This is a genomic window from Bacillus sonorensis NBRC 101234 = KCTC 13918, assembly GCF_001592005.1.
Classification (GTDB): Bacteria; Bacillota; Bacilli; order Bacillales; family Bacillaceae; genus Bacillus; species Bacillus sonorensis.
This window is the reverse complement of sequence record NZ_BCVZ01000002.1, coordinates 366,234-387,759: the sequence shown is the minus strand read 5'-3', so window position 1 is coordinate 387,759 and position 21,526 is coordinate 366,234. Positions and strand designations below refer to the sequence as shown.

General features: G+C 47.4%; 20 protein-coding genes. 16 read left to right on the top strand and 4 right to left on the bottom strand.

From position 1 onward, the window contains the following. The first annotated feature begins 3 nt into the window (after positions 1-3). The 4 genes from uxuA to BTR1S_RS04575 are packed head-to-tail and all read left to right on the top strand — an operon-like array spanning position 4 to position 4,257. A complete protein-coding gene (uxuA, locus tag BTR1S_RS04590; RefSeq protein WP_029418623.1) occupies positions 4-1,101 on the top strand; it encodes a mannonate dehydratase in 1,098 nt (365 codons plus the stop codon). Further along, positions 1,077-1,925 carry an SDR family oxidoreductase gene (locus BTR1S_RS04585; RefSeq protein WP_006638550.1) on the top strand — a complete coding sequence of 283 codons (849 nt, stop codon included), beginning with the start codon at positions 1,077-1,079 and terminating at the stop codon, positions 1,923-1,925. The genes uxuA and BTR1S_RS04585 overlap by 25 nt, the downstream gene beginning before the upstream one ends. A 19-nt stretch (positions 1,926-1,944) precedes the next feature. Further along, positions 1,945-2,961 carry a zinc-binding alcohol dehydrogenase family protein gene (locus tag BTR1S_RS04580; protein WP_029418622.1) on the top strand — a complete coding sequence of 339 codons (1,017 nt, stop codon included), beginning with the start codon at positions 1,945-1,947 and terminating at the stop codon, positions 2,959-2,961. 27 nt (positions 2,962-2,988) lie between these two features. Then, positions 2,989-4,257: an MFS transporter gene (locus BTR1S_RS04575; RefSeq protein ID WP_006638548.1), complete on the top strand. Its 1,269-nt coding sequence runs from the start codon at positions 2,989-2,991 to the stop codon at positions 4,255-4,257. Between the two features lie 299 nt (positions 4,258-4,556). Here BTR1S_RS04575 and BTR1S_RS04570 read toward each other — a convergent pair whose 3' ends face one another. The 4 genes from BTR1S_RS04570 to BTR1S_RS04555 all read right to left on the bottom strand — a co-directional run bounded on the left by BTR1S_RS04570 (position 4,557) and on the right by BTR1S_RS04555 (position 7,217). Beyond that, complete coding sequence (locus BTR1S_RS04570; protein ID WP_029418621.1) at positions 4,557-4,730, bottom strand: type II toxin-antitoxin system SpoIISB family antitoxin; 174 nt, start codon at positions 4,728-4,730, stop codon at positions 4,557-4,559. Continuing rightward, positions 4,730-5,476: a type II toxin-antitoxin system SpoIISA family toxin gene (locus BTR1S_RS04565; protein ID WP_006638546.1), complete on the bottom strand. Its 747-nt coding sequence runs from the start codon at positions 5,474-5,476 to the stop codon at positions 4,730-4,732. The genes BTR1S_RS04570 and BTR1S_RS04565 overlap by 1 nt, the downstream gene beginning before the upstream one ends. Positions 5,477-5,588: 112 nt before the next feature. After that, a complete protein-coding gene (locus BTR1S_RS04560) occupies positions 5,589-6,587 on the bottom strand; it encodes an inorganic phosphate transporter (protein WP_006638545.1) in 999 nt (332 codons plus the stop codon). 12 nt (positions 6,588-6,599) lie between these two features. Further along, a complete protein-coding gene (locus tag BTR1S_RS04555; protein ID WP_006638544.1) occupies positions 6,600-7,217 on the bottom strand; it encodes a DUF47 domain-containing protein in 618 nt (205 codons plus the stop codon). A gap of 327 nt (positions 7,218-7,544) precedes the next feature. Here BTR1S_RS04555 and ggt point away from each other — a divergent pair, with 327 nt between their 5' ends. The 12 genes from ggt to BTR1S_RS04495 all read left to right on the top strand — a co-directional run bounded on the left by ggt (position 7,545) and on the right by BTR1S_RS04495 (position 21,489). Beyond that, entirely contained in the window at positions 7,545-9,305 is a 1,761-nt protein-coding gene (ggt, locus tag BTR1S_RS04550; RefSeq protein ID WP_006638543.1) for a gamma-glutamyltransferase, read from the top strand. Between the two features lie 302 nt (positions 9,306-9,607). Continuing rightward, a complete protein-coding gene (locus BTR1S_RS04545; protein ID WP_029418620.1) occupies positions 9,608-10,633 on the top strand; it encodes a sulfate ABC transporter substrate-binding protein in 1,026 nt (341 codons plus the stop codon). Positions 10,634-10,654: 21 nt separating this feature from the next. Beyond that, on the top strand, positions 10,655-11,494 hold the full coding sequence (gene cysT, locus BTR1S_RS04540) for a sulfate ABC transporter permease subunit CysT (protein WP_034325803.1): 840 nt from the start codon (positions 10,655-10,657) through the stop codon (positions 11,492-11,494). A 5-nt stretch (positions 11,495-11,499) separates the two neighbouring features. After that, the gene (cysW, locus tag BTR1S_RS04535; protein WP_006638540.1) at positions 11,500-12,351 is read left to right on the top strand and encodes a sulfate ABC transporter permease subunit CysW; all 852 of its coding nucleotides are present in this window, start codon (positions 11,500-11,502) and stop codon (positions 12,349-12,351) included. A gap of 4 nt (positions 12,352-12,355) precedes the next feature. After that, the gene (locus BTR1S_RS04530; protein ID WP_006638539.1) at positions 12,356-13,423 is read left to right on the top strand and encodes a sulfate/molybdate ABC transporter ATP-binding protein; all 1,068 of its coding nucleotides are present in this window, start codon (positions 12,356-12,358) and stop codon (positions 13,421-13,423) included. 149 nt (positions 13,424-13,572) lie between these two features. Beyond that, a complete protein-coding gene (locus tag BTR1S_RS04525; RefSeq protein WP_029418618.1) occupies positions 13,573-14,217 on the top strand; it encodes a YesL family protein in 645 nt (214 codons plus the stop codon). Positions 14,218-14,229: 12 nt separating this feature from the next. Continuing rightward, entirely contained in the window at positions 14,230-15,969 is a 1,740-nt protein-coding gene (locus tag BTR1S_RS04520) for a sensor histidine kinase (RefSeq protein WP_006638538.1), read from the top strand. Next, positions 15,969-17,147, top strand: a complete 1,179-nt coding sequence (locus BTR1S_RS04515) for a response regulator (RefSeq protein ID WP_006638537.1) — start codon at positions 15,969-15,971, stop codon at positions 17,145-17,147. Before BTR1S_RS04520 ends, BTR1S_RS04515 begins: the two co-directional genes overlap by 1 nt. A 151-nt stretch (positions 17,148-17,298) precedes the next feature. Continuing rightward, positions 17,299-18,597, top strand: coding sequence for an ABC transporter substrate-binding protein (locus BTR1S_RS04510; protein WP_006638536.1), 1,299 nt, complete (start codon positions 17,299-17,301; stop codon positions 18,595-18,597). A gap of 27 nt (positions 18,598-18,624) precedes the next feature. Continuing rightward, on the top strand, positions 18,625-19,545 hold the full coding sequence (locus BTR1S_RS04505) for a carbohydrate ABC transporter permease (protein WP_173400957.1): 921 nt from the start codon (positions 18,625-18,627) through the stop codon (positions 19,543-19,545). 3 nt (positions 19,546-19,548) lie between these two features. Continuing rightward, complete coding sequence (locus BTR1S_RS04500) at positions 19,549-20,436, top strand: carbohydrate ABC transporter permease (RefSeq protein ID WP_006638534.1); 888 nt, start codon at positions 19,549-19,551, stop codon at positions 20,434-20,436. 18 nt (positions 20,437-20,454) lie between these two features. Next, positions 20,455-21,489 carry a glycoside hydrolase family 88/105 protein gene (locus BTR1S_RS04495; protein WP_029418617.1) on the top strand — a complete coding sequence of 345 codons (1,035 nt, stop codon included), beginning with the start codon at positions 20,455-20,457 and terminating at the stop codon, positions 21,487-21,489. Positions 21,490-21,526: the final 37 nt, after the last annotated feature.

The window sequence follows — 21,526 nt, the reverse complement described above, 5'->3', positions numbered from 1 at the left end:
GCGATGAAAATGGTGTTCAGATGGTATGGAAAAGGAAATGATACCGTCACCCTTGAGCAAATCAGGCAAATACCAGGTGTTGAAGGGATCGTTTGGGCGCTTCATCATCTCCCCGCAGGTGAGGAATGGCCGCTGGAAGATATCATGGAGATCAAGCGGGTTTGCGGAGAGCACGGCTTTCACACCGATGTTGTTGAAAGCGTTAACATTCATGAGGATATTAAGCTTGGACTGCCGACGAAGGATCGTTATATCGAAAGGTACAAACGAACAATCGAAAACCTGGCCAAGGCGGGCGTGAAAGTGATCTGCTACAATTTTATGCCGGTATTTGACTGGCTCCGTACCGATTTGTACAGAAAAGCGGAAGACGGTTCGACCGCCTTGTTTTATGAACACGCAAAAGTCGACCAAATCGATCCTTTTGAACTTGTTGATAAAATCGCAAACAACGTGGAATTTACGATGCCGGGCTGGGAGCCTGAGCGGCTGGAACATTTGACAAAGCTTTTTGAAGCGTATCAACACGTGACAGAAGAGGATTTGTGGAACCATCTTCAATACTTTTTGGAGCAGATCATTCCAACCGCTGCGCGCTGCGGGATCAAAATGGCGATTCATCCGGATGATCCGCCATGGCCGGTTTTCGGGCTTCCACGCATTATCACCTCCGGGGAAAGCATCGGGCGTCTGCTTCGGCTTGTTGACGATCCTTCCAACGGCGTCACCCTTTGCAGCGGCTCCTTAGGCGCCAATCTGGAAAACGATATTATCCGGATTATCAAAACGTATCCTGATCGGATTCCGTTCGCACATATCCGCAATGTGAAAGTTTATGACAATCAAGATTTTATCGAAACGTCCCATAGGACGACGGATGGTTCTGTTGATATTTGCGGGATTGTCAAAGCCTATCATGACATAGGCTTTTCAGGCTATGTGCGTCCTGACCACGGGCGCCACATTTGGAATGAAAATTGCAGGCCGGGATACGGGCTGTATGACAGGGCGCTAGGAATCATGTATTTATGGGGCATTTGGGATTCGCTGGAAAGAGAAAAACGGGGGGCTTCACAATGCTTGAAATCCATCAATATTTAAAGGGAAAAACGGCTGTCATCACCGGCGGCAGCGGCGTGCTTTGCGGCGAAATGGCGCGGGAACTCGGGCGCCAAGGCATGAAGGTTGCGATCCTGAACCGGAATGTTGAAAACGGGGAGCTTGTAGCCGGCGAAATACAGAATGCCGGCGGCGAGGCGATCGCAGTCGAGTGTGACGTGCTAAATGAAAAAAGCGTTGAACGGGCGGAGCATCTCGTAACACAACGTTTCGGCGGCTGCGATCTGCTGATCAACGGAGCCGGCGGCAACCAGCCAAATGCAACGACATCGAATGAAACCCTGCATCCGGATCACCTCTTACACGAACATGTCACCACGTTTTTTGATTTGCAAGTCGAAGATTTTCAATTTGTTTTCAATTTAAATTTTCTCGGTTCCTTTATTCCAACGCAACGATTTACGAAAACGATGTTGAACAGAAAGGGGGCTTCAGTCATCAATATCTCCTCGATGAGCGCCCAGGTCCCGATGACGAAAGTACCCGCATACAGCGCCGCAAAGGCCGGCATTGAAAATTTTACAAAGTGGCTTGCCGTCTATTTGGCTGAAACGGGAATCCGCGTCAATGCCATTGCTCCGGGCTTTTTCCTGACCAAACAAAACGAGCGGCTTCTACTTGACGATAACGGCGGATTGACGCAGAGAGCGGAAAAGATTATCTCACGCACTCCAATGAAACGGTTTGGACAGCCTGAAGATTTATTGGGAACTTTGCTATGGCTGGCGGATGAAGGGATGTCAGGCTTTGTCACGGGCATTACAGTACCGGTTGATGGAGGGTTTATGGCTTATACGGGAGTCTAGTGATAGGAGGGCGAACCGGATGAAACAAATCGTGTGTGAAAAACCTTATCATTTCAGCATGATCGAAGTGAAAGAGCCTGAACCGACTGATGGTGAAGCACTGGTCAAAATCAAACGCATAGGCATCTGCGGGACTGATTTTCACGCCTATTGCGGCAGACAGCCGTATTTTTCATATCCAAGGGTGCTTGGTCATGAGCTGGCAGGCGAAATTGCCGACATTCACGGATCCAAGAATCTGAAGCCGGGCGACCCGGTCACAGTCATTCCTTATTTGGAATGCGGGAGCTGTGCCGCCTGCCGAAGCGGCAGGCCCAATTGCTGCATGAATCTTAAAGTGCTCGGGGTTCATATTGACGGAGGGATGCAGGAGTATGTGAAGATTCCTGCGGACTGCTTGATCAAAACGGAGAATCTGACATACAGCGAAGCGGCGGTCGTCGAGTGTTTAAGTATTGGTGCCCATGCCGTCAGAAGGGCGGATGTCCAAAAAGGAGAAACTGTGCTTGTCATTGGAGCGGGGCCCATCGGGCTCAGCGTGATGAAATTTTCCAAATTGAAAGGGGCAAAAGTGATCGCGATGGATATCCGCCAAGAACGTCTGGCATTCAGCCGGATGTGGGCGGAGGCTGATGAAGCCGTCATTGCGGGGGACCGTGCATGGGCTGAGATCAAGCGGATCACAGGCGGCGATTTTCCTCAAGCGGTTTTCGATGCGACAGGCCATTCCGCTTCCATGAACGAGGCTTACAAGTACACCGCGCACGGGGGACGTCTTGTATTTGCCGGGCTTGTCAAGGATCACCTTTCGTTTCCGGACCCCGAGTTTCACAAGAGAGAGCTGACCATATTGTCGAGCCGAAATGCTTTGCGGAGCGATTTTGAAATGGTGATTCAAACCATTGCGGACGGCTTGGCCGACGCGGAGCGTTTTATTACCGGATACCTTCCGTTCAGCAGGGTTGCTTCCGGCATTGAATCAGCGCTTGCTCGAGAAGGAAATCCGGTGAAGGTTGTAATCGGTTTGTCGGAATGAGCAAAAATGCAGAAAGAGGGGTTGCCCATGTTTTCAAACGGCCGTGGCTTTGTGCTTGTGATGCTTTTTTTGGCAGGGGTGATTAATTACTTGGATCGTTCGGCGCTGTCTGTCGCCGCCCCGTTTATTCAGGAAGACCTGCACATCAGCCCCGCGCAAATGGGGATGCTGTTCAGCAGCTTTTTCATCGGATATGCGGTGTTTAATTTCATTGGCGGCTGGGCTTCTGACAAATATGGAGCAAAACATACGTTATCGGCGGCAATGGTTGTATGGTCGGTATTCAGCGGAGCCATTGCGCTAACATACAACTTTGCTTCATTGTTTATCATCCGCGTCATCTTTGGAATGGGAGAAGGTCCTCTTTCAGCAGCCACAAGCAAGGCGGTCAACAATTGGTTTCCGAAAAAGGAAAGGGCGAGGGCGCTCGGAATGGCCATGTGCGGAACTCCGCTCGGAGGGGCTGTGTCGGGGCCGATCGTCGGGCTGATTGCGATCCATTGGGGCTGGAAAGCTTCCTTTGTTCTCATTATGCTGATTGGACTGATTTGGACCTGGTTTTGGATGACGCTTATAAAAGACAGGCCGACAGGGGTTCAAAGCGCTGTCGAGGGGAAAGAAGAGCCTCGGGAAAAAGGGGCCGGCATTCCGTTGTCCTTTTATTTAAAACAGCCGACGATCCTTTTTACCGCATTTGCTTTTTTCTCATATAATTACATTCTGTTCTTCTTCTTAACATGGTTTCCGAGCTATTTAACGACCGCCCGCGGGCTGAGCATCCACGATATGAGCATAGCGACGATCATTCCTTGGGTTGTCGGGTTTATCGGTCTTGCATTAGGCGGATTTATTTCAGATTATATCTTCAAGGTGACGGGGAAGCAGATGTTTTCGAGAAAAGCTGTTCTTGTCGTTTGTCTTTTGGCGGCGGCGGTATGCATCGGGGTGGCCGGAGTGGTGACGACGGCATACGGAGCGGTCGCATTAGTGGCATTGTCCGTTTTCTTTTTATATTTGACAGGCATCACGTATTGGGCGATTATTCAGGATATCGTCCATCCTGACCGTGTCGGGGGTGTGGGCGGGTTCATGCATTTTCTCGCAAATACGTCAGGGATTATCGGACCGACTGTCACGGGATTCATTGTAGAGTACAGCGGCGCCTTTACGAGCGCGTTTTTGCTTGCCGGGGGGCTTGCGGTGGCAGGTTCGCTTTGCGTCGCATTCTTTGTAAAACCGATAAAGGCTGATCGGTTGCCGCAATCGCTCTCATCAGAAGAACATTTTTTATCATAGCAAATCATTTTGAAAGCGCTGACATCAAAAGGGAATTCCCAGCTTGGATTGCCGTCATGCCAAGCTGGGGTTTTTTGCGGGTCAGCTCTTCTTTTTTCGTCTGTTTAACGCCTTTATCACCTTCTCGCTTCTTTTCCTGAGGAGAGTCGTATAGTCTGAGAGGCCAAATTTTGCAAAATCGACGTGTTTCACATGCTTCTTCATTTTTTTCACAGCATCACCTGATTGGATTCATTTGGTTTATTGTATGTATGAACGGGGAAAACGGAATAAGGACGGGAGCAATTTCCCGTCCTGAGTCAGGCATTTTTTCGTTTATACTCATCAATCAGCCGTGCATTTTGTCTGAAAATCCGTTCGGTATGAGGGCTGAGTTCATATTTGGCGATATTTGTTCTCGATTGTTTTTTAAATACTTTCCACGCGCCGCGCTTGATTGAACGGTCTTCGTCGTGCTGAAAAACCGGCTCCATCATTCGTCACCTTCCTCTTCGTATGGTAGCAGGAGATCATAGATGCTCGTTAAAGAAGTAAACAGAAGATAATCAAATTCAGTGACAAGGTCCTCGGAAGTCAGTTTCATGACATAGTCGTATTCATGGATAGAAAATGGAATCAGGACCATTTTTCCGTTTTCTTCGTAATATACATCTTTTCGCTCCAGCTTTTCCTGAACAGCGAAACGGTTTTCCATGTGTTCAAGCAAATGATCTTTGCTCTGCTCTGAATTATATTCACAGAGTGAGGCAGATATATTCATTTTTTCGGCAAACCGTTTAATGAGTTTTTCAATGCCTTCTGCATAAGCTTCTATATCTCCATAATAGATGTGAATCGGTTCGTTTTTCAATAGGTATTGGAACGTTTTCAGCCTGTTTTGATAGGTGTGAAGCAGGTCGTTGTTTTCTTCGAGCAGCTCTCTTGTGTCTGTCGCCAGTTCATTGCTGCCCAGTTTTTTAAAGTAGGCGTTTAAGAAAATAAATGCATCGGTCAGCGTGAAAAAAACGGCGACGATCAGATAATGAAGCGGGTCTGTAAAAAGGGACTGCGGATTGTACGTCCAGTAAATCACGGCGCCGATTACATAAAGGAGATACCAGGTTTTCCGGATGGCAATCGTTTTTTCTTTCATCTTTTTTTCAAAGCGCCACACGGCAAAAACGTACAGAGCCAAAGCCAGAACGATAACCCAAACTGAGAATTGATAAAAAAGCAGCATGACTTGTTCCCTCTTCCCGAGAAATGAGTGCAGTACTGCTTCTATAGATATGCCGAAAATCTCTTAAACATGAAAACTCCCGCCCAGATGTTTTTGGACGGGAGCTGATGTATTAAAAGAACAAATCCAGAATAAAGTAGGCAAATGCGCCGAGAGTTCCTGCAATCGGAAGGGTAATCACCCATGTGATGACCATTCGCTTGGCCGTACCCCAGTTGACGCCTTTCACCCTGTGGGCGGAGCCGACTCCGAGAATCGATGAAGAAATAACATGAGTCGTGCTGACAGGCAAGTGAATGATTGTGGCCCCAAAGATGATCGCAGCGCCCGTTAAGTCGGCGGAAACACCGTTGACAGGGCGGAGCTTCATGATTTTGCCGCCGACGGTTTTAATGATTTTCCAGCCGCCGACAGATGTTCCAAGACCCATGGCCAAGGCGCATGCGAATTGCACCCAAAAAGGGACATCGTGCGTGTTGTGCATGCCGCCGGCAATCAATGCCATCGTAATGATCCCCATCGATTTTTGGGCGTCGTTCGTTCCGTGTGTGTAGGATTGCAGCGCCGCTGTCGCGATTTGCACCCGGCGGAACTGCTTGTTTGTTTTGGCAAGGTTGCTGTTTTTAAAAATAAGTTTGACGATGGTGTAGACGATATATCCTACAACAAAGGCGAGAATCGGTGATAAAATAAGTGCTTCGATAATTTTAATAAATCCGCTGTATTTAATCGCGCCGAATCCGTCTGATGCGATAACAGCTCCGGCAATCGCCCCAATAATCGCGTGGGAAGAGCTGCTTGGAATGCCGAAGTACCATGTGACGAGATTCCACGTGATTCCGGCGATCAGAGCAGCCAGAATGACCACTGATCCGTTCTGCAGTTTAAAAGGATCGGCGATATCGCTCGTGATCGTTTTCGCCACCCCCGTGAACGTCATGGCGCCGACAAAGTTCATTAGGGCAGCCATGATAATGGCGTGCCTAGGTTTTAAAGCTTTTGTCGATACCGAGGTGGCGATCGCATTTGCAGTATCATGGAACCCGTTGATAAAGTCAAATGCCAAAGCAAAGATGACAATCAGTATGGTTAACACAAATAAAAGATCCATTATAATCCCTCGTTACGCATTTTTCATTATGATGGTTTCTAAATTGTTTGCTACACTTTGGCATGAGTCCGCGATTTCTTCAAGCGTTTCATAAATTTCCCGGTATTGAATGACTTTAATTGGATCTGTTTCCGTACCAAATAGGTTTTTTAATGATTTGCGGTGAAGATTGTCGCAGTTATGTTCGTATTCTTTAATTTTGATGGCATGAGGCTGAATTTCCTTCAGGCGGTTGTCAGCCATCAATTCGATTGTAATCAAAATTTCTTTCGCACATTCTCTGATATAGCCGCTGAATTTGTCAATGTGTTCGTCTGATGACGTAATCGAGAAAATTTCCATCATGGCTGAAAAGTGTTCGATTCCGTCGAGCACATCGTCAAGGCTGTTTGTCAGCTGAAGGATGTCTTCGCGCTCAATCGGTGTGATAAAAGCCTTGTTCAGTTCCTTAATCATCGTATGTACATAGTTATCTCCTTTTGTCTCATACTCTTTTAAGGTATCTGCAAATTCTTTAAGGGTCGTTTGATTCGTCACTTTATAGTTAACAAAATACTCGGCTGTTTCGTCTAAATTCTTTGCAATTTCCGTCAAAAGTACAGAAAACTTGTCTTTTTTTCTTTTCAACATTTGTAACCCTCCATTGTTTAAATGAGACAATGCACACATCAAAATATTATATTACTTTTTGTCGAAAAAAAACAGGTACAGTCGAAAAAAACAATTAATTTTCAGACGTTGTGATGTTTTTGTAAACAGTATGGCCGAAAAGAAAAACGAAATTTACTTATGAATAGTCTGTTTTTCCTTCCTTCAATTATGCCTGAAGGATCATTGCCGGTTTGTTTTTTAAAAAAACGGGAGTTTTGGTTTAAAATTATCGAATATTGGGATTTTTCTTTATCTTCTGTCCATTTTCTTGTTATAGTAGTAATAAACTGGAAAGGGAGTGAGCAGATGAGACGTTTTGCTATCATGGTTTTTGTTGTTTGTTTAGCGGTTGGTTGCTTTTTCAGTCCAGTTTCGAAAGCAGAGGGCCCGGCTGACAATGGGGATAAGGTTGCCGTCGGAAAAGACGGAATGGTGGCTACAGCCCATCCGTTGGCATCTGAAATTGGTGCGGAAGTGTTGAGAAAAGGCGGAAATGCGATTGATGCGTCGATTGCGATTCAATTTGCCCTGAATGTCACAGAGCCGATGATGTCGGGACTTGGGGGCGGCGGATTTATGATGGTCTACGACGGAAAAACGAAGGAGACTTCGATCATCAACAGCCGTGAGCGTGCACCTCAAGGCGCAACTCCGGATATGTTTTTAGATGAGGACGGCAAAGCGATTCCTTTTTCAAAGCGATCAACACACGGAAATGCAGTCGGTGTCCCGGGGACGCTGAAGGGACTTGAAGCGGCGCATGAAAAATGGGGCACAAAAAAAATGAAGGACCTGATTACTCCTTCGATCAAGCTTGCCGAGGAAGGGTTTCCAATCGATTCGGTGCTGGCTGATGCGATTGAGGAACATCAGGACAAGCTGAGCAAAACGGCTGCGAAAGATATTTTTGTTCCGGACGGAAAACCGCTGAAAGAGGGGGATATTCTCGTTCAAAAAGATTTGGCGAAAACGTTTAAATTGATTAGAGAAGAAGGGTCAAAGGCTTTTTATAAAGGAAAGATCGGCAAGGCGGTCGCGGATGTCGTGCAGGATTTCGGAGGGTCCATGACAGCGGACGATCTGGCCCGCTATGAGGTGACAACCGATAAGCCGATCTGGGGAGAATATCATGGCTATGATATTGCGAGCATGCCTCCTCCGAGTTCAGGCGGGGTTTTCATGCTGCAACTGCTGAAGCTGATCGATGATTTTCACGTTTCCCAGTATGATCCGAAGTCATTTGAGAAATATCATCTCTTGGCGGAAACGATGCACCTGGCCTATGCGGATAGAGCGGCATATGCCGGAGATCCCGAGTTTGTCAATGTTCCGCTGCAGGGTCTGCTGGATGACGATTATATTAAGGAGCGGCAAAAGCTGATCAGCCTCGATTCGGTAAACCGCGACGTGAAAGAGGGCGATCCGTGGAAATATGAAACAGGCGAGCAGAACTATAAAATCGTGCAGCAGCCTGATGATAAAAAGATCGGAGAAACGACGCACTTTACTGTCACAGATCAATGGGGCAATGTCGTTTCATATACGACCACGATTGAACAGCTTTTCGGAACCGGAATTATGGTTCCTGAATACGGATTGTTTTTAAACAATGAACTGACCGATTTTGATGCGGTGCCGGGCGGAGCCAATGAAGTGCAGCCGAATAAAAGGCCGCTGTCCAGCATGACGCCGACCATTGTCTTTAAAGATGACAAACCTGTGCTGACAGTCGGCTCGCCTGGAGGAACGACGATCATCGCGTCCGTTTTCCAGACGATCCTCAATTATTTTGAATACGGCATGAGCCTTCAGGACGCGATTGAGGAGCCCAGGATCTACACGAACAGCATTTCTTCCTACCGTTATGAATCCGGAATGCCTGAAGATGTGAGACTGAGGCTCAATGAATTTGGCCATAAGTTTGGAACGAGTCCGGTCGATATCGGCAATGTGCAGAGCATTTTCATTGACCGGGAAAACAAATCATTTATGGGTGTCGCCGATTCCAGCAGAAACGGGACGGCGGTCGGCGTAAATATTAAAAAATCGGCAAAAGCAAAAAAATAGAAGGCTGAGAAGGCTTGATTGGGCGAAACCCCAGTCAAGCCTTTTGCATGCGGAAAAATATATTTTAAAACATAGTTGACTTGTAGGAATACTTTGAATATTATTGAGATAAATTTGAGCTGAAAAAAGCCTGCTGATCGGAAAACCGAAGGCCCTTGACATGTCTACCACACATATGTCAAGGGTTTTTTTGTACCGATTAAGGGCTTGCCGGGCGCGTTTTTCGCCATTTTAGAGAAAAGAAGAGTAGCGAAACCGCCTATATCAACATATAAAAATAACATTTAAAGGAGGGCTATTTGATGAAATGGTTCAGAAATATTTCGATGCTATTACTCGTTTTTACACTGGTTGGAGCGGGCTGCTCAAGCGGAAACACCCAGTCTTCCGATTCAGATTCCATCGAGCTTTTGAATGTTTCCTATGATCCGACAAGGGAGCTTTATCAGGAATATAATCAGGCCTTTCAAACGTATTGGAAACAAAAGAGCGGCCAAAACGTGACGATTAAGCAGTCACATGGAGGATCGGGCAAACAGGGGAGATCCATCATCGACGGACTTGAAGCGGACGTGGCGACTCTGGCGCTGGCTTATGATATCGACAGCATCGCAGCGCAAGGCCTTTTGTCTAAAAATTGGCAAGAAGAGCTGCCTGACAACTCAACCCCTTATACATCAACGATTGTTTTTCTTGTGAAAAAAGGCAATCCCAAACAGATTAAGGACTGGGACGATTTGGTCAAGGATGGTGTGTCAGTCATCACTCCGAATCCAAAAACATCGGGGGGCGCAAGGTGGAACTACCTGGCTGCCTGGGCATATGCTGATAAGGCCTATAAAGGAAACCAGAAACAAATAGAGTCCTATATGAAAGATTTATACGGCCATGTGGAAGTGCTGGATTCCGGGGCCCGCGGAGCGACGACGACATTTGTCGAACGAGGGCTGGGCGATGTGCTGATTGCCTGGGAGAATGAAGCATATCTCACGTTGAATGAGCTTGGGAAAGATAAATTTGAGATCGTCTACCCATCGATCAGCATTTTGGCTGAACCGCCTGTCGCGGTTGTTGATAAAGTCGCCGAGCGGAAAGGGACGGAAAAGGCTGCAAAAGCATACCTCGAATATTTATATTCCGAAAAAGGCCAAGAGATTGCCGCCAAGCATTACTACCGGCCGAGGGATCAAAAAGTGCTTCAAAAATTTCAAAAACAGTTTCCGCGCGTTGAGATGGCCAATGTAAATGATGCCTTCGGCGGCTGGAAAAAGGCTCAAGAAAAGCATTTCAACGACGGCGGAATATTTGATCAATTGTACAGAAAATAAAAAGAGCTGGAGGTGTAAAAAATCAAAACAGCAGGTGCGCGGTATACAAAAAGAAAAAACATATTTCCCGGATTCGGCATCAGTTTCGGAATCACGATGGCATATCTCGGCATGATTGTCCTCATTCCTTTAACAATGGTGTTTATGAAAACGGCCTCGATGGGATTTCACGATTTTTGGCAGGCGGTTGCCGAACCAAGAGTGGCGGCTTCCATCAGGCTGACGGTGTTGACGGCTCTGGCGGCCGCCATTGTCAACGCCGTGTTCGGCCTTTTAATCGCTTGGGTCATGACCCGTTATACGTTTCCCGGAAAAAAACTGCTAGACGGGCTTGTCGATCTTCCGTTTGCACTGCCGACCGCAGTCGCAGGTATCGCGCTTACGTCACTTTACTCGCCAAATGGGTGGATCGGGCAATTTTTGCATGTCAAAGTTGCGTTTACACCGCTCGGAATCATCATCGCCTTAGTGTTTATCGGTCTTCCTTTTATCGTGAGAACTGTGCAGCCGGTGATTGAAAATATTGAGAAAGAAGTAGAGGAAGCATCAGCCATTCTCGGGGCGGTTCCTCGCCAAACCTTCAGGAAAGTGATTTTTCCCCAGCTGCTTCCTTCTCTGATTACAGGGTTTTCGCTGGCATTTGCCCGCTCCCTCGGCGAATACGGCTCAGTCGTCTTTATCGCCGGCAATATACCGTACAAAACGGAAATTACGCCGCTGATAATCATGACGAAGCTTGAACAGTATGATTACAGCGGGGCAACGGCTGTGGCTTGCGTCATGCTTGTCATTTCATTCTTACTGCTGCTGGTGATCAATCTCTTTCAGTGGCGCATATCAAATCGGTGGGTAAGGAGCTGACAAAATTGAACGTCCAGACGCAAATTCAAACACATCAATCATTTGGCACGAAAACCACGAAGGCGGTGCTGGTCGCCATCGTCTATCTATTTCTATCGATCTTTTTGCTGCTGCCTCTTGCCGCCATTTTTATTAAGGCTTTTGAAAAGGGAGCGGATGTTTATCTGGCGTCCATTACAGACCCGGGCGCTCTGTCGGCCATCAGGCTGACGCTCATTGTGCTGGCGATAACCGTGCCGCTCTCGGCCGTCTTCGGCATAGCGGCCGCCTGGCTGGTGACGAAATATGACTTTAAAGGGAAAAACGTTCTTGTCACATTGCTCGATTTGCCTTTCGCGGTATCGCCCGTGATTGCCGGACTTGTATTCGTTCTTCTCTTTGGAACGACAGGAGTGTTCGGTCCATGGCTGTTGGACCATGGCGTAAAGATTGTCTACTCTCTGCCGGGAATTGTGCTGGCAACATTGTTTGTGACGCTCCCGTTTGTCGCGCGCGAGCTGATTCCTTTTATGCAGAGCCAGGGATCGTCTGAAGAAGAGGCATCGCTGACCCTCGGAGCAGGGGGCTGGAAAACATTTTGGTACATTACACTGCCGAACATCAAATGGGCCCTGCTGTACGGCGTGATCTTATGCGGAGCGAGGGCGATCGGCGAATTCGGCGCCGTATCTGTTGTATCCGGCCATATTAGAGGCGAGACGAATACCATGCCGCTCCACATCGAAATTTTATATAACGAATACCAATTTTCAGCCGCATTTGCCGTCGCTTCATTAATGTCTATTTTGGCATTAATTACATTGGTGCTGAAAAATATTCTCGAGAAAAAGACAAAAACGGCAGGAAAAGGAGCTTAGTAATATGGGAATCTCAATCAAACATGTTTCCAAGTCGTATGGTGAATTTCATGTGTTGAAAGATATCAATCTTGAAATCAAAAAAGGAGAGCTGATTTCCCTGCTGGGGCCGTCGGGGTCCGGGAAAACAACCTTGCTCAGGATCATTGCCGGGCTCGAACAGGCTGATCAGGGAAGCATTTTGTTTGAGGGGGCTGATCAAACAAATGTACATGTGAAAAACCGCAATGTCGGATTTGTTTTTCAGCATTACGCCCTTTTTCGCAATATGACCGTTTTTGAAAATGTGGCCTACGGTTTGAAAGTCCGCCCCCGCAAAGAAAGACTTTCAAAAAAGGAAATCAAGCAAAAAGTTGATGAACTGCTGAACATTGTCAGACTCAAAGAGTTTGGCGAAAGATATCCTTCACAGCTTTCCGGCGGACAGAGGCAAAGGGTTGCACTCGCCCGCGCCCTTGCTGTCAATCCCCAAGTGCTGCTGTTGGATGAACCGTTCGGCGCATTGGATGCAAAAGTAAGGAAAGAATTGAGGCGCTGGCTTCGAAAAGTGCATGACGAATTTCATATTACAAGCGTCTTTGTCACCCATGACCAGGAGGAAGCGCTTGACATTTCAGACCGCGTCGTGATTATGAACGACGGAAGGATCGAGCAGGTCGGCACACCTGAAGCTGTTTATGAAATGCCTGAAAATCCGTTCGTGTACGATTTTCTTGGGACAGTCAATCAATTTAAAGGCCGGCTTGACAGCGGTTATATTTATGATGGGAATTTCAAGTTTGAAGTGCCCGGGGATGTGAAGACGATCAAGACAGCTGCCAGCGGAGTCGGGTTTGCAAGACCTCATCATTTTATCGTTGAAAAAACACCGAACGATGAAAGCGGAATTCATTGCCAGGCGGAACACATCCGGGCGATCGGCTCGACGGTTCAGCTTGAGCTGAAACGAACGGACACCGGGGACATCATCGAAATTGAATTGACAAAAGAGTATTTTCTCAAGCTTCAAATTACAGTAGGGGACGATTTATATGTACGGCCAAAACAGCTGAAAGTCTTCTGCTCTTCGTAAAACCCCTGTTGGGAGCCGTTTGGCTCCCATTTTTCAGCCTCAAGAAAGCAGGAATTATTTGACGGGAATCGAAATATACAAAATCAGACTTTGTTCTGCAAAATGTAAGCGTTTCCGTTGGGTTTGAGATGAGGTAAGGGAGTGGTGTCATGATTCACGTATTGTCGAACGGATTTTACCGGTTTTGCGACTGGGTGATGAGGCTTGCGCTTCTGAATTTGCTGTGGATCGGTTTTTCTGCTGCTGGATTGGTCATATTCGGATTGGCTCCGGCGACTTGCGCCATGTTTGCCGTCACAAGGCAATGGGCGATGGGAAAGACGGATATCCCTGTTTTTCAGACGTTTTTTAGCGAATTTAAAAAACAGTGGGGAAGATCAGTTATTCTCGGACTGGTGTTATCGCTCATCGCCCTTTTGCTGTATGTCGATTTTTCAATCGCCGCCGTCTATTTTCGCGACCAGCCCGCCGTATTAAGCTTATTCATCAGCCTTTTTATGATATATGCCATCATCCTCTTATACGTTTTTCCGATCGATGCCCACTATGATGTGAAACAGATCGAGGTGCTGAAATACAGCTTTATCATCGGCTTTTCCCGCCCGCTCACTTCTTTGTTGATGATGATCAGCGCTTTTGGTTTCGTCCTGCTCGCTTTATTCCACGTCGCATTTCTTTTGTTTTTCAGCGGGAGCGCCCTGAGTCTTGTTCTGAACAAACTGGCGATTCGCGCTTTCCGTGCAGTTGACAGCCGCCATGAGAAAAAACAGGCTTCCTTCATGCGCTTGAAATGAAGGTGTTTGTCCGTGAACCGGTTGCAGCATTTAAAAATTAAAGATCAATTGTTTATTCTGATTTCATTCATTATGGCGGTTTCGCTGATTTTGATTTTGAGCGGCGTCCAATACACTTTTCGGGTGTATGACCAGCAAATCTACAGAAAATCGTCACAGGTGCTGATGATGTCATCAAAAAGCATTGAAGATGAACTAAAAAAAATTGAAGATGTTTCTTATCAAATCACAACAGATCAAAACATCCAAACCAACCTCCTAAAAGCGGGGCAAGACCAAAATAAATACGACCGGTACAAAATCAAGAGAGACATTTGGGACAAGCTTTCCGAATACACCGGATCAAAACGATACATTAAATCCATTCATTTATTTGACGCTTATCAAACGGAATATTCAGCAGGGGCAAGCTTAACAGAGGCGCTTAAAAGGCAGATCGACAGGCTGATTGAAAAAGCGGCGGAACGGAAAGGGGGGAATGCGTGGGTGACAATGCCCGGTGTAAACGGCGAGCTTTTATCAGCCAGGCAAATCCGCTCATATCATCATTTGAATTTTGATCATTTAGGAATCGTCCTGATCGTGGCCGATTTAAAAAGCATTGTCGGCGATCTCCCGCAGGACTGGGGGGAAGGCGCAGGCAAGATTGCCATGTCGGATGGAACGAAACTATTTTTTTCAGAAAGCCCTTTGAAAAAAATGGACGCTCTCCGATTATCCTCCGCTGATCAAAACGGATATGACATCGTGAACAAAAACGGCCGGCGGTTTTTTGTTTCATATGTCAAATCATCATATGAGAATTGGACATATTGGAGCCTGATTCCCTTTGACGCGATGTTTTCGAAAATAACTGCGATGAAGTCCATATTCATCTCCCTTTTTATACTCTTCTTTTTCACAGCTGTCCTTTTTGGAAGAAAAATGGCAAGAGGCATGACAAGCCCGATTGAAAAGCTGGTCGCCGCCATGAAAAACGTGCAAAACGGAGATTTTAAAACAGAGCCGCTCCCTAAGGCGCCTCCTGAGCGCCAGGACGAAGTCAGCGTATTGAACCGCGCTTTCATTACAATGGTTGAACGGATCAACCAATTGATAGCGGAAAATTATGAGAAGCAGCTCATGATTAAAGAGACGGAGTTTAAGGCTCTTCAGGCGCAAATCAATCCCCACTTTTTATACAACACATTGGAGTCGATCAACTGGCTGGCCAAGATGAACAGGCAGCCGCAAATTTCCAAAATGACAGAATCTCTCGGCTTTTTGCTGCGAAATGCCGTCAATATGAAATCAGATGTCTTAACAATCGAGGAAGAGGCTGACATTGTCCTTCACTACTTCACGATTCAGCAGTTCCGCTTTGCGGAAAGGCTGGTGTATGAAGTGGAAATCGATCCTATTGTCAAAATGTGCCCCGTCCCGAAAATGATTCTTCAGCCTTTGGCTGAAAATGCGATTACATATTGTCTTGAGCCTGTCCTTGACCCTTGCCGAATCAGCATAAAGGCATGGAAAAGCGGGGGATTTGCCTATTTGACAGTAAAAGACAACGGCCCCGGCATGGACGAAGATTTTTTGGACAAAGCAAAAAAAGGCCTTGTCCAAACAAGGGGCAAAGGCATCGGGCTGCAAAATATCGATGAACGGATGAAGCTGATGTTTGGCGGGGGCTATGGATTGCATATCTCAAGCCAAAAAAACAAGGGGACAGAGATCACCATTAAAATACCATTTCAAAGCGGGGTGTCGTGATGTATAAAGTTCTGCTTGCAGACGATGAACGGATCATTCTTGAGGGCATCTCAAGCATGATCCAGTGGAAGTCATTCGGTGCGTCTTTGGTCGGCGCGGTGCAGAACGGAATTGAAGCCTACCAGCTGATCTTGCGCGAACGTCCGCATATTGTCATCAGCGATATTAAAATGCCGGGAATGGGCGGACTTGAATTGATCGAGAAGGTTTCCCGAGACCACCCGTCGATCCGGTTTATTTTACTGACCGGTTTCGGCCAGTTTGAATACGCGAAAAAGGCGATGACATACGGAGTCAGACATTATCTGCTCAAGCCGTGCAATGAAAATCACATCACAGCTTCGCTTGAAAGCGTGATCGACGAATTGAAGAAAGAAGAATCGGCAGAACGGGTGAAAACGGAATTGGATCTCGTCCGTCCGCACATCCAAAAACACGCGTTACGAGAGCTGATCAAGGGTGACAAAAGCGATGCCGATGCATATTTGCGCTTTTTTCCCGATGGAAAGGACATCAGGATTGTCTTGTTTTCTGTTCAGGGCGAAGGCGGCGGACATTTGTCCACACTTGAAAAGCTTGCGGGCGGCATCCTGGCATCCTCGGCCATCGCAGCAGTCCTGATCAAGGGTGTGCTTGTTATTGCCGCAGATGGTGAAGAACACCCGGATCGGCTCAGGGATAAAATCGAACACATAAAACATCAGGCGGGCAAACAGCTGCAGGTTCAGCTGCAAGCTGCCGTCAGCCGGAACGGAGACATCAGGGAAGCGGCTGCATTATATGACCACGCGTCCGGCGGGCTCGACAAACAGCTTGTCAAGCCGGGCGGACAAACATCGGTTTTGATTAACAAAATGCTTGACCTGGTTCAAAAAGAAGCGGCCAATCCGAAGCTCTCATTAAAATGGGCGGCCCGCAACATGCTGTATATGAATCCCGATTATCTCGGCAAGCTTTTTAAGCAGGAAACAGGCGAGAAGTTTTCAAGCTATGTCGCAAGAGTGCGGATTGAAAAAGCGATGGCTATCATGAAGCATACGGGCGGCATCCCAATCGGAGAACTGGCCGAGAAATTAGGATTCGGCGACAATCCGAAATACTTCAGCCTTGTCTTTAAAAAATACACCGGCTATACGCCGTCTGAATATCGGAAAAAGAATGAAAAATCGAGACGATAAGCTGCCGGCAGAGAATCCGGCGGTTTTTTATGTGCAAAAAATCGCCGACATCTCTGTTTTTTTAACATTATTCTCTGTTTTTTGAGTTTCTGGAAGAGGTGCCATGAAATTAAAATGAAATGTAAGCACTTACAAAAAGAGGGGGATGTTGATGAGGAAATTCGTACCATTCTTTTTATGCGCCGTGCTGATGCTTGGCCTATACGGATGCAGTTCAAACAGTGAAGAAACGGCCGGCGAAGGCGGCAAAAAATCGATCACGCTCAGGGTCGCCTGGTGGGGCGGACAGCCGCGGCACGACTATACGACGAAGATCATCGAGATGTATGAAAAGGAACATCCGCATGTCAACATTGAGGCCGAATTTGCGAATTGGGATGACTACTGGAAAAAGCTTGCCCCGATGTCTGCCGCGGGTCAGCTGCCAGATGTGATCCAGATGGACACCGCATATTTGTCTCAGTACGGGGGGAAGGGCCAGCTTGAAGATTTGGCGCCTTATTTGAAAGACGGAACGATCAATACCGATTCGATCGATGACAAAGTGATCGAAGGCGGGAAGATCGACGGCAAACTGTACGGTTTTACGCTGGGCGTCAATGTTCTGTCGGTGATTTCCAATGACGAGCTTTTCAAAAAAGCAGGCATCAAGATCAAGGATGACAATTGGACATGGACCGATTTTGAAAACGCCGCGCTCAAAGTGCAGGAAAAGACGGGCCAATACGGATCAAACGGAATGCATCCGCCTGACGTCTTTTTCCCTTTTTATCTCAGAACGAAGGGGGAACGCTTTTACAAGGAAGACGGAACGGGTCTCGCCTATACGGATGACAAGCTGTTTGCCGATTACTTCAAGCGGCAGGTGAAGCTTGTCGAAGCCAAAGCTTCTCCAACGCCTGATGAAAGCGCGCAGGTGAAGGGGATGGAGGATGACTTTATCGTGAAAGGCCGGACGGCTGTGACATGGAACTACTCCAACCAATATTCGGCGTTTGCCCAACTGACGGATGCGCCTCTGTCCCTGCATCTGCCGCCTGAGCACTTGAAAGAAAAAGCGCTCTTTTTAAGGCCGAGCATGCTGTTTTCGGTTCCGAAAAGCTCAGAGCATAAAAAAGAAGCGGCGAAATTCATCGACTTTTTCGTCAACAGTGAAAAGGCCAACTCTCTGATGAAAGGAGAACGGGGCGTCCCGGTTTCGTCAAAAGCGGCTGAAGCGGTCAAGTCTGAATTAAATGAAGCGGAAAAAAAGATTTTTGAATATGTTGAACGGGCATCTCAATATGCCGGAGAGGCCGATCCGCCGGAGCCTGTGGGGAGCGCAGAAGTGATCAAACTGTTGAAGGATACGTCTGACCAGATTTTATACAAAAAAATAACACCTGAACAAGGTGCAGAGAGATTCAGAAAAGAGGCGGACGCCATACTCAAACAAAATCAAGGAAAGTAAGCCGAACATGGGATCATCTCGGCTACAATCAGTCAGGAGGATGCGGATTTGAAGAACAAACAGCGAAAAGACAACCTGGCGGGCTATGCCTTTATTTCTCCGTTTATTATCGGGTTTCTCTGTTTTACCGTCATTCCGATGGGGGCATCGCTGTTTCTGTCGTTCACCAATTACGACCTGTTTACGGCACCTAAGTGGATCGGCTTGGACAACTATAAAACGATGCTGACGGAAGATGAGAAATACTGGGGTTCCTTGAAGGTGACGTTTACCTACGTTCTCGCCGGGGTGCCGCTGAGGCTTGCTTTCGCGCTTTTCATCGCGGTGATATTGAACAGGGCGGAAAAAGGAGTCGGGATTTACCGGACGCTCTTCTACCTTCCGTCCATTATCGGCGGAAGCGTGGCCGTCGCGATTATGTGGCGCAATGTGTTTGGAAATGACGGTGTTATTAATGCGCTGTTGTTTTTTATCGGCATTGACAAGAAAATTCTGTGGTACCAGGATCCGACGAGTGCGTTATGGACCTTGATCCTTTTGTCGGTTTGGCAATTCGGTTCATCAATGCTGATTTTTTTGGCCGGACTGAAGAATATTCCGCCGATGTACCAGGAGGCGGCTAGCGTTGATGGCGCAAACAGAGTGCAGCGGTTTTTTCTGATTACCCTGCCGCTGCTCAGCCCGATCATTTTTTTCAATCTGGTCATGCAGACCATTTCCGCGTTCATGACCTTTACACCGGCCTATATTATTTCCAAGGGCGAAGGCGGCCCGCTCGACGGGACGCTGCTTTATTCCCTTTATCTGTTCCAGCGCGCCTTCAACTTTTTCCAAATGGGCTATGCTTCTGCAATGGCGTGGGTGATGCTCATTCTGATCGGGCTTGTGACCTTCATTTTATTTAAAACATCATCCTTATGGGTGCATTACGAATCAAAGGAGGGATGACATATGGACCCGATGCAGGATATTCAAAAGGAAGCTGCCGCTTTTCCGGCGGAAAAAGGAAAAAGCAAGACGGGCCGGGCGGTCTTCCACATCCTGACCTCGTGCCTTGCCCTTTTTCTTCTATACCCGATCATTTGGCTTTTTGCCAGCTCATTTAAAGAAAGTGCGAGCATTTTTGCAACATCTCATTCACTGATTCCCGATCCCTTTGTTGTGGGCAATTATGCAGAAGGGTGGAAAGGGATTGCAGGGCAGCCGTTTATCACATTCATTAAAAATTCGCTGATCATCGTCGGACTGTCGACGGTTGGCGCCGTTTTGTCTTCCGCCTTGATCGCATACGGGTTCGCCCGGATTCCGTTTAAAGGAAAAGCGTTTTGGTTCGCCTGCATGATGGTGACGATGATGCTTCCTCACGAAGTGCTGATGATTCCGCAGTACATCATTTTCGCGAAGCTTGATTGGCTGAATTCCTTCAAGCCGATCGTCGTTCCGCAGTTTTTCGGACACGCGTTTTTCATCTTTTTGATGATCCAGTTTATCAGAACGATTCCTGTTGAACTGGATGAAGCGGCAAGAATAGACGGCTGCAGCCGTTTCGGCATCTTTTTCAGGGTGATCCTTCCGCTGATCGCCCCTGCGCTTGCGACTTCTGCGATCTTTTCGTTTTATTGGAAATGGGAAGAGCTGATCAATCCGCTTCTATATTTAAATAAACCTGAGCTGTACCCCGTTTCCCTTGCGCTGAAGCTGTTTTTAGACACGGAAACGGCGTCAAACTGGGGGGCGATGTTTGCGATGTCGGTCGTGTCGCTGCTGCCCGTCGTACTCGTCTTTTTTGTATTTCAAAAATCGATCGTTCAAGGCATCAGTATGAGCGGATTAAAATAAAAAAGGGGAGATATATACATGCCGAAGCTTGTTTTTGATGAAGAAAAGCTGTATGAGGTGATCGATAGAATCGTAAAGCGGACGTTTGACATGGATTTTGATTGGGACTGGCCGGGAGGCGTTGCTTTTTACGGTGTGGCGGAAGCGTATGAAGCTACAAAAAATGAAGAATACCTCCGCTTATTGAAAGAATGGGTGGATGAAAGGCTTGAAGACGGCCTGCCAAAGCTTTCGATCAACGGTGTATCAATCGGACACACGCTATTATCGCTGTATCAGGCAACAGGCGATGAGCGCTATCTGGATACGGCGAGGCAGATGGCGGATTATGTCCTTCATGAAGCGCCGCGGTTTGGCGACGGAATCCTCCAGCATACTGTCAATTCCGAAAAGGACGTTTTTCCTGAGCAGGCATGGGTGGATACGATGATGATGGCCGGGCTGTTTTTGCTCAGGATCGGAAAACTTGCGGGCAATGAAGACTATTTTGAAGACGGTCTGCGGCAGTTTCACGGACATGAGGAGTTTTTGCAGGATATGGATACCAATTTGTATTACCATGCATGGGATCATCAGGCGAAAAACCATATGTCAGGGATCTTTTGGGCGAGGGGAAACGGCTGGGCCGCGCTGACGATGGCCAAGGCGCTGCCTTTGATTGATGTGCAACATCCGTCTTATATGATCATTGACGGTTCATTGAGAGATCTTTTGAGCGCGCTCGTCAGGCTGCAGCATTCTTCAGGATTATGGCATACAGTGCTTACTGATCCCGACTCCTATCTTGAGGTCTCAGGTTCGGCCGGAATTGCCGCCGGTCTGCTTGCAAAGGGTTCTTTATACCACAAATACATTCAGAAAACCTTGAGTGCGGTCACAGAAGCCGTCCGCGATGACGGCCGGGTCGAGCGTGTGTCCGCGGGAACGGCGGTCATGCGGGATGTCCAGGGCTATAAGGATGTCCCGTACAAACGCATTCAAGGATGGGGCCAGGGCCTCGCGCTGACCTTCCTGGCCGATGTCGTCCGCTCGACATCACGCGTCTTTCAATAACAATTGATCAAGAAACATTCTTTTTATTTGCAGTGGG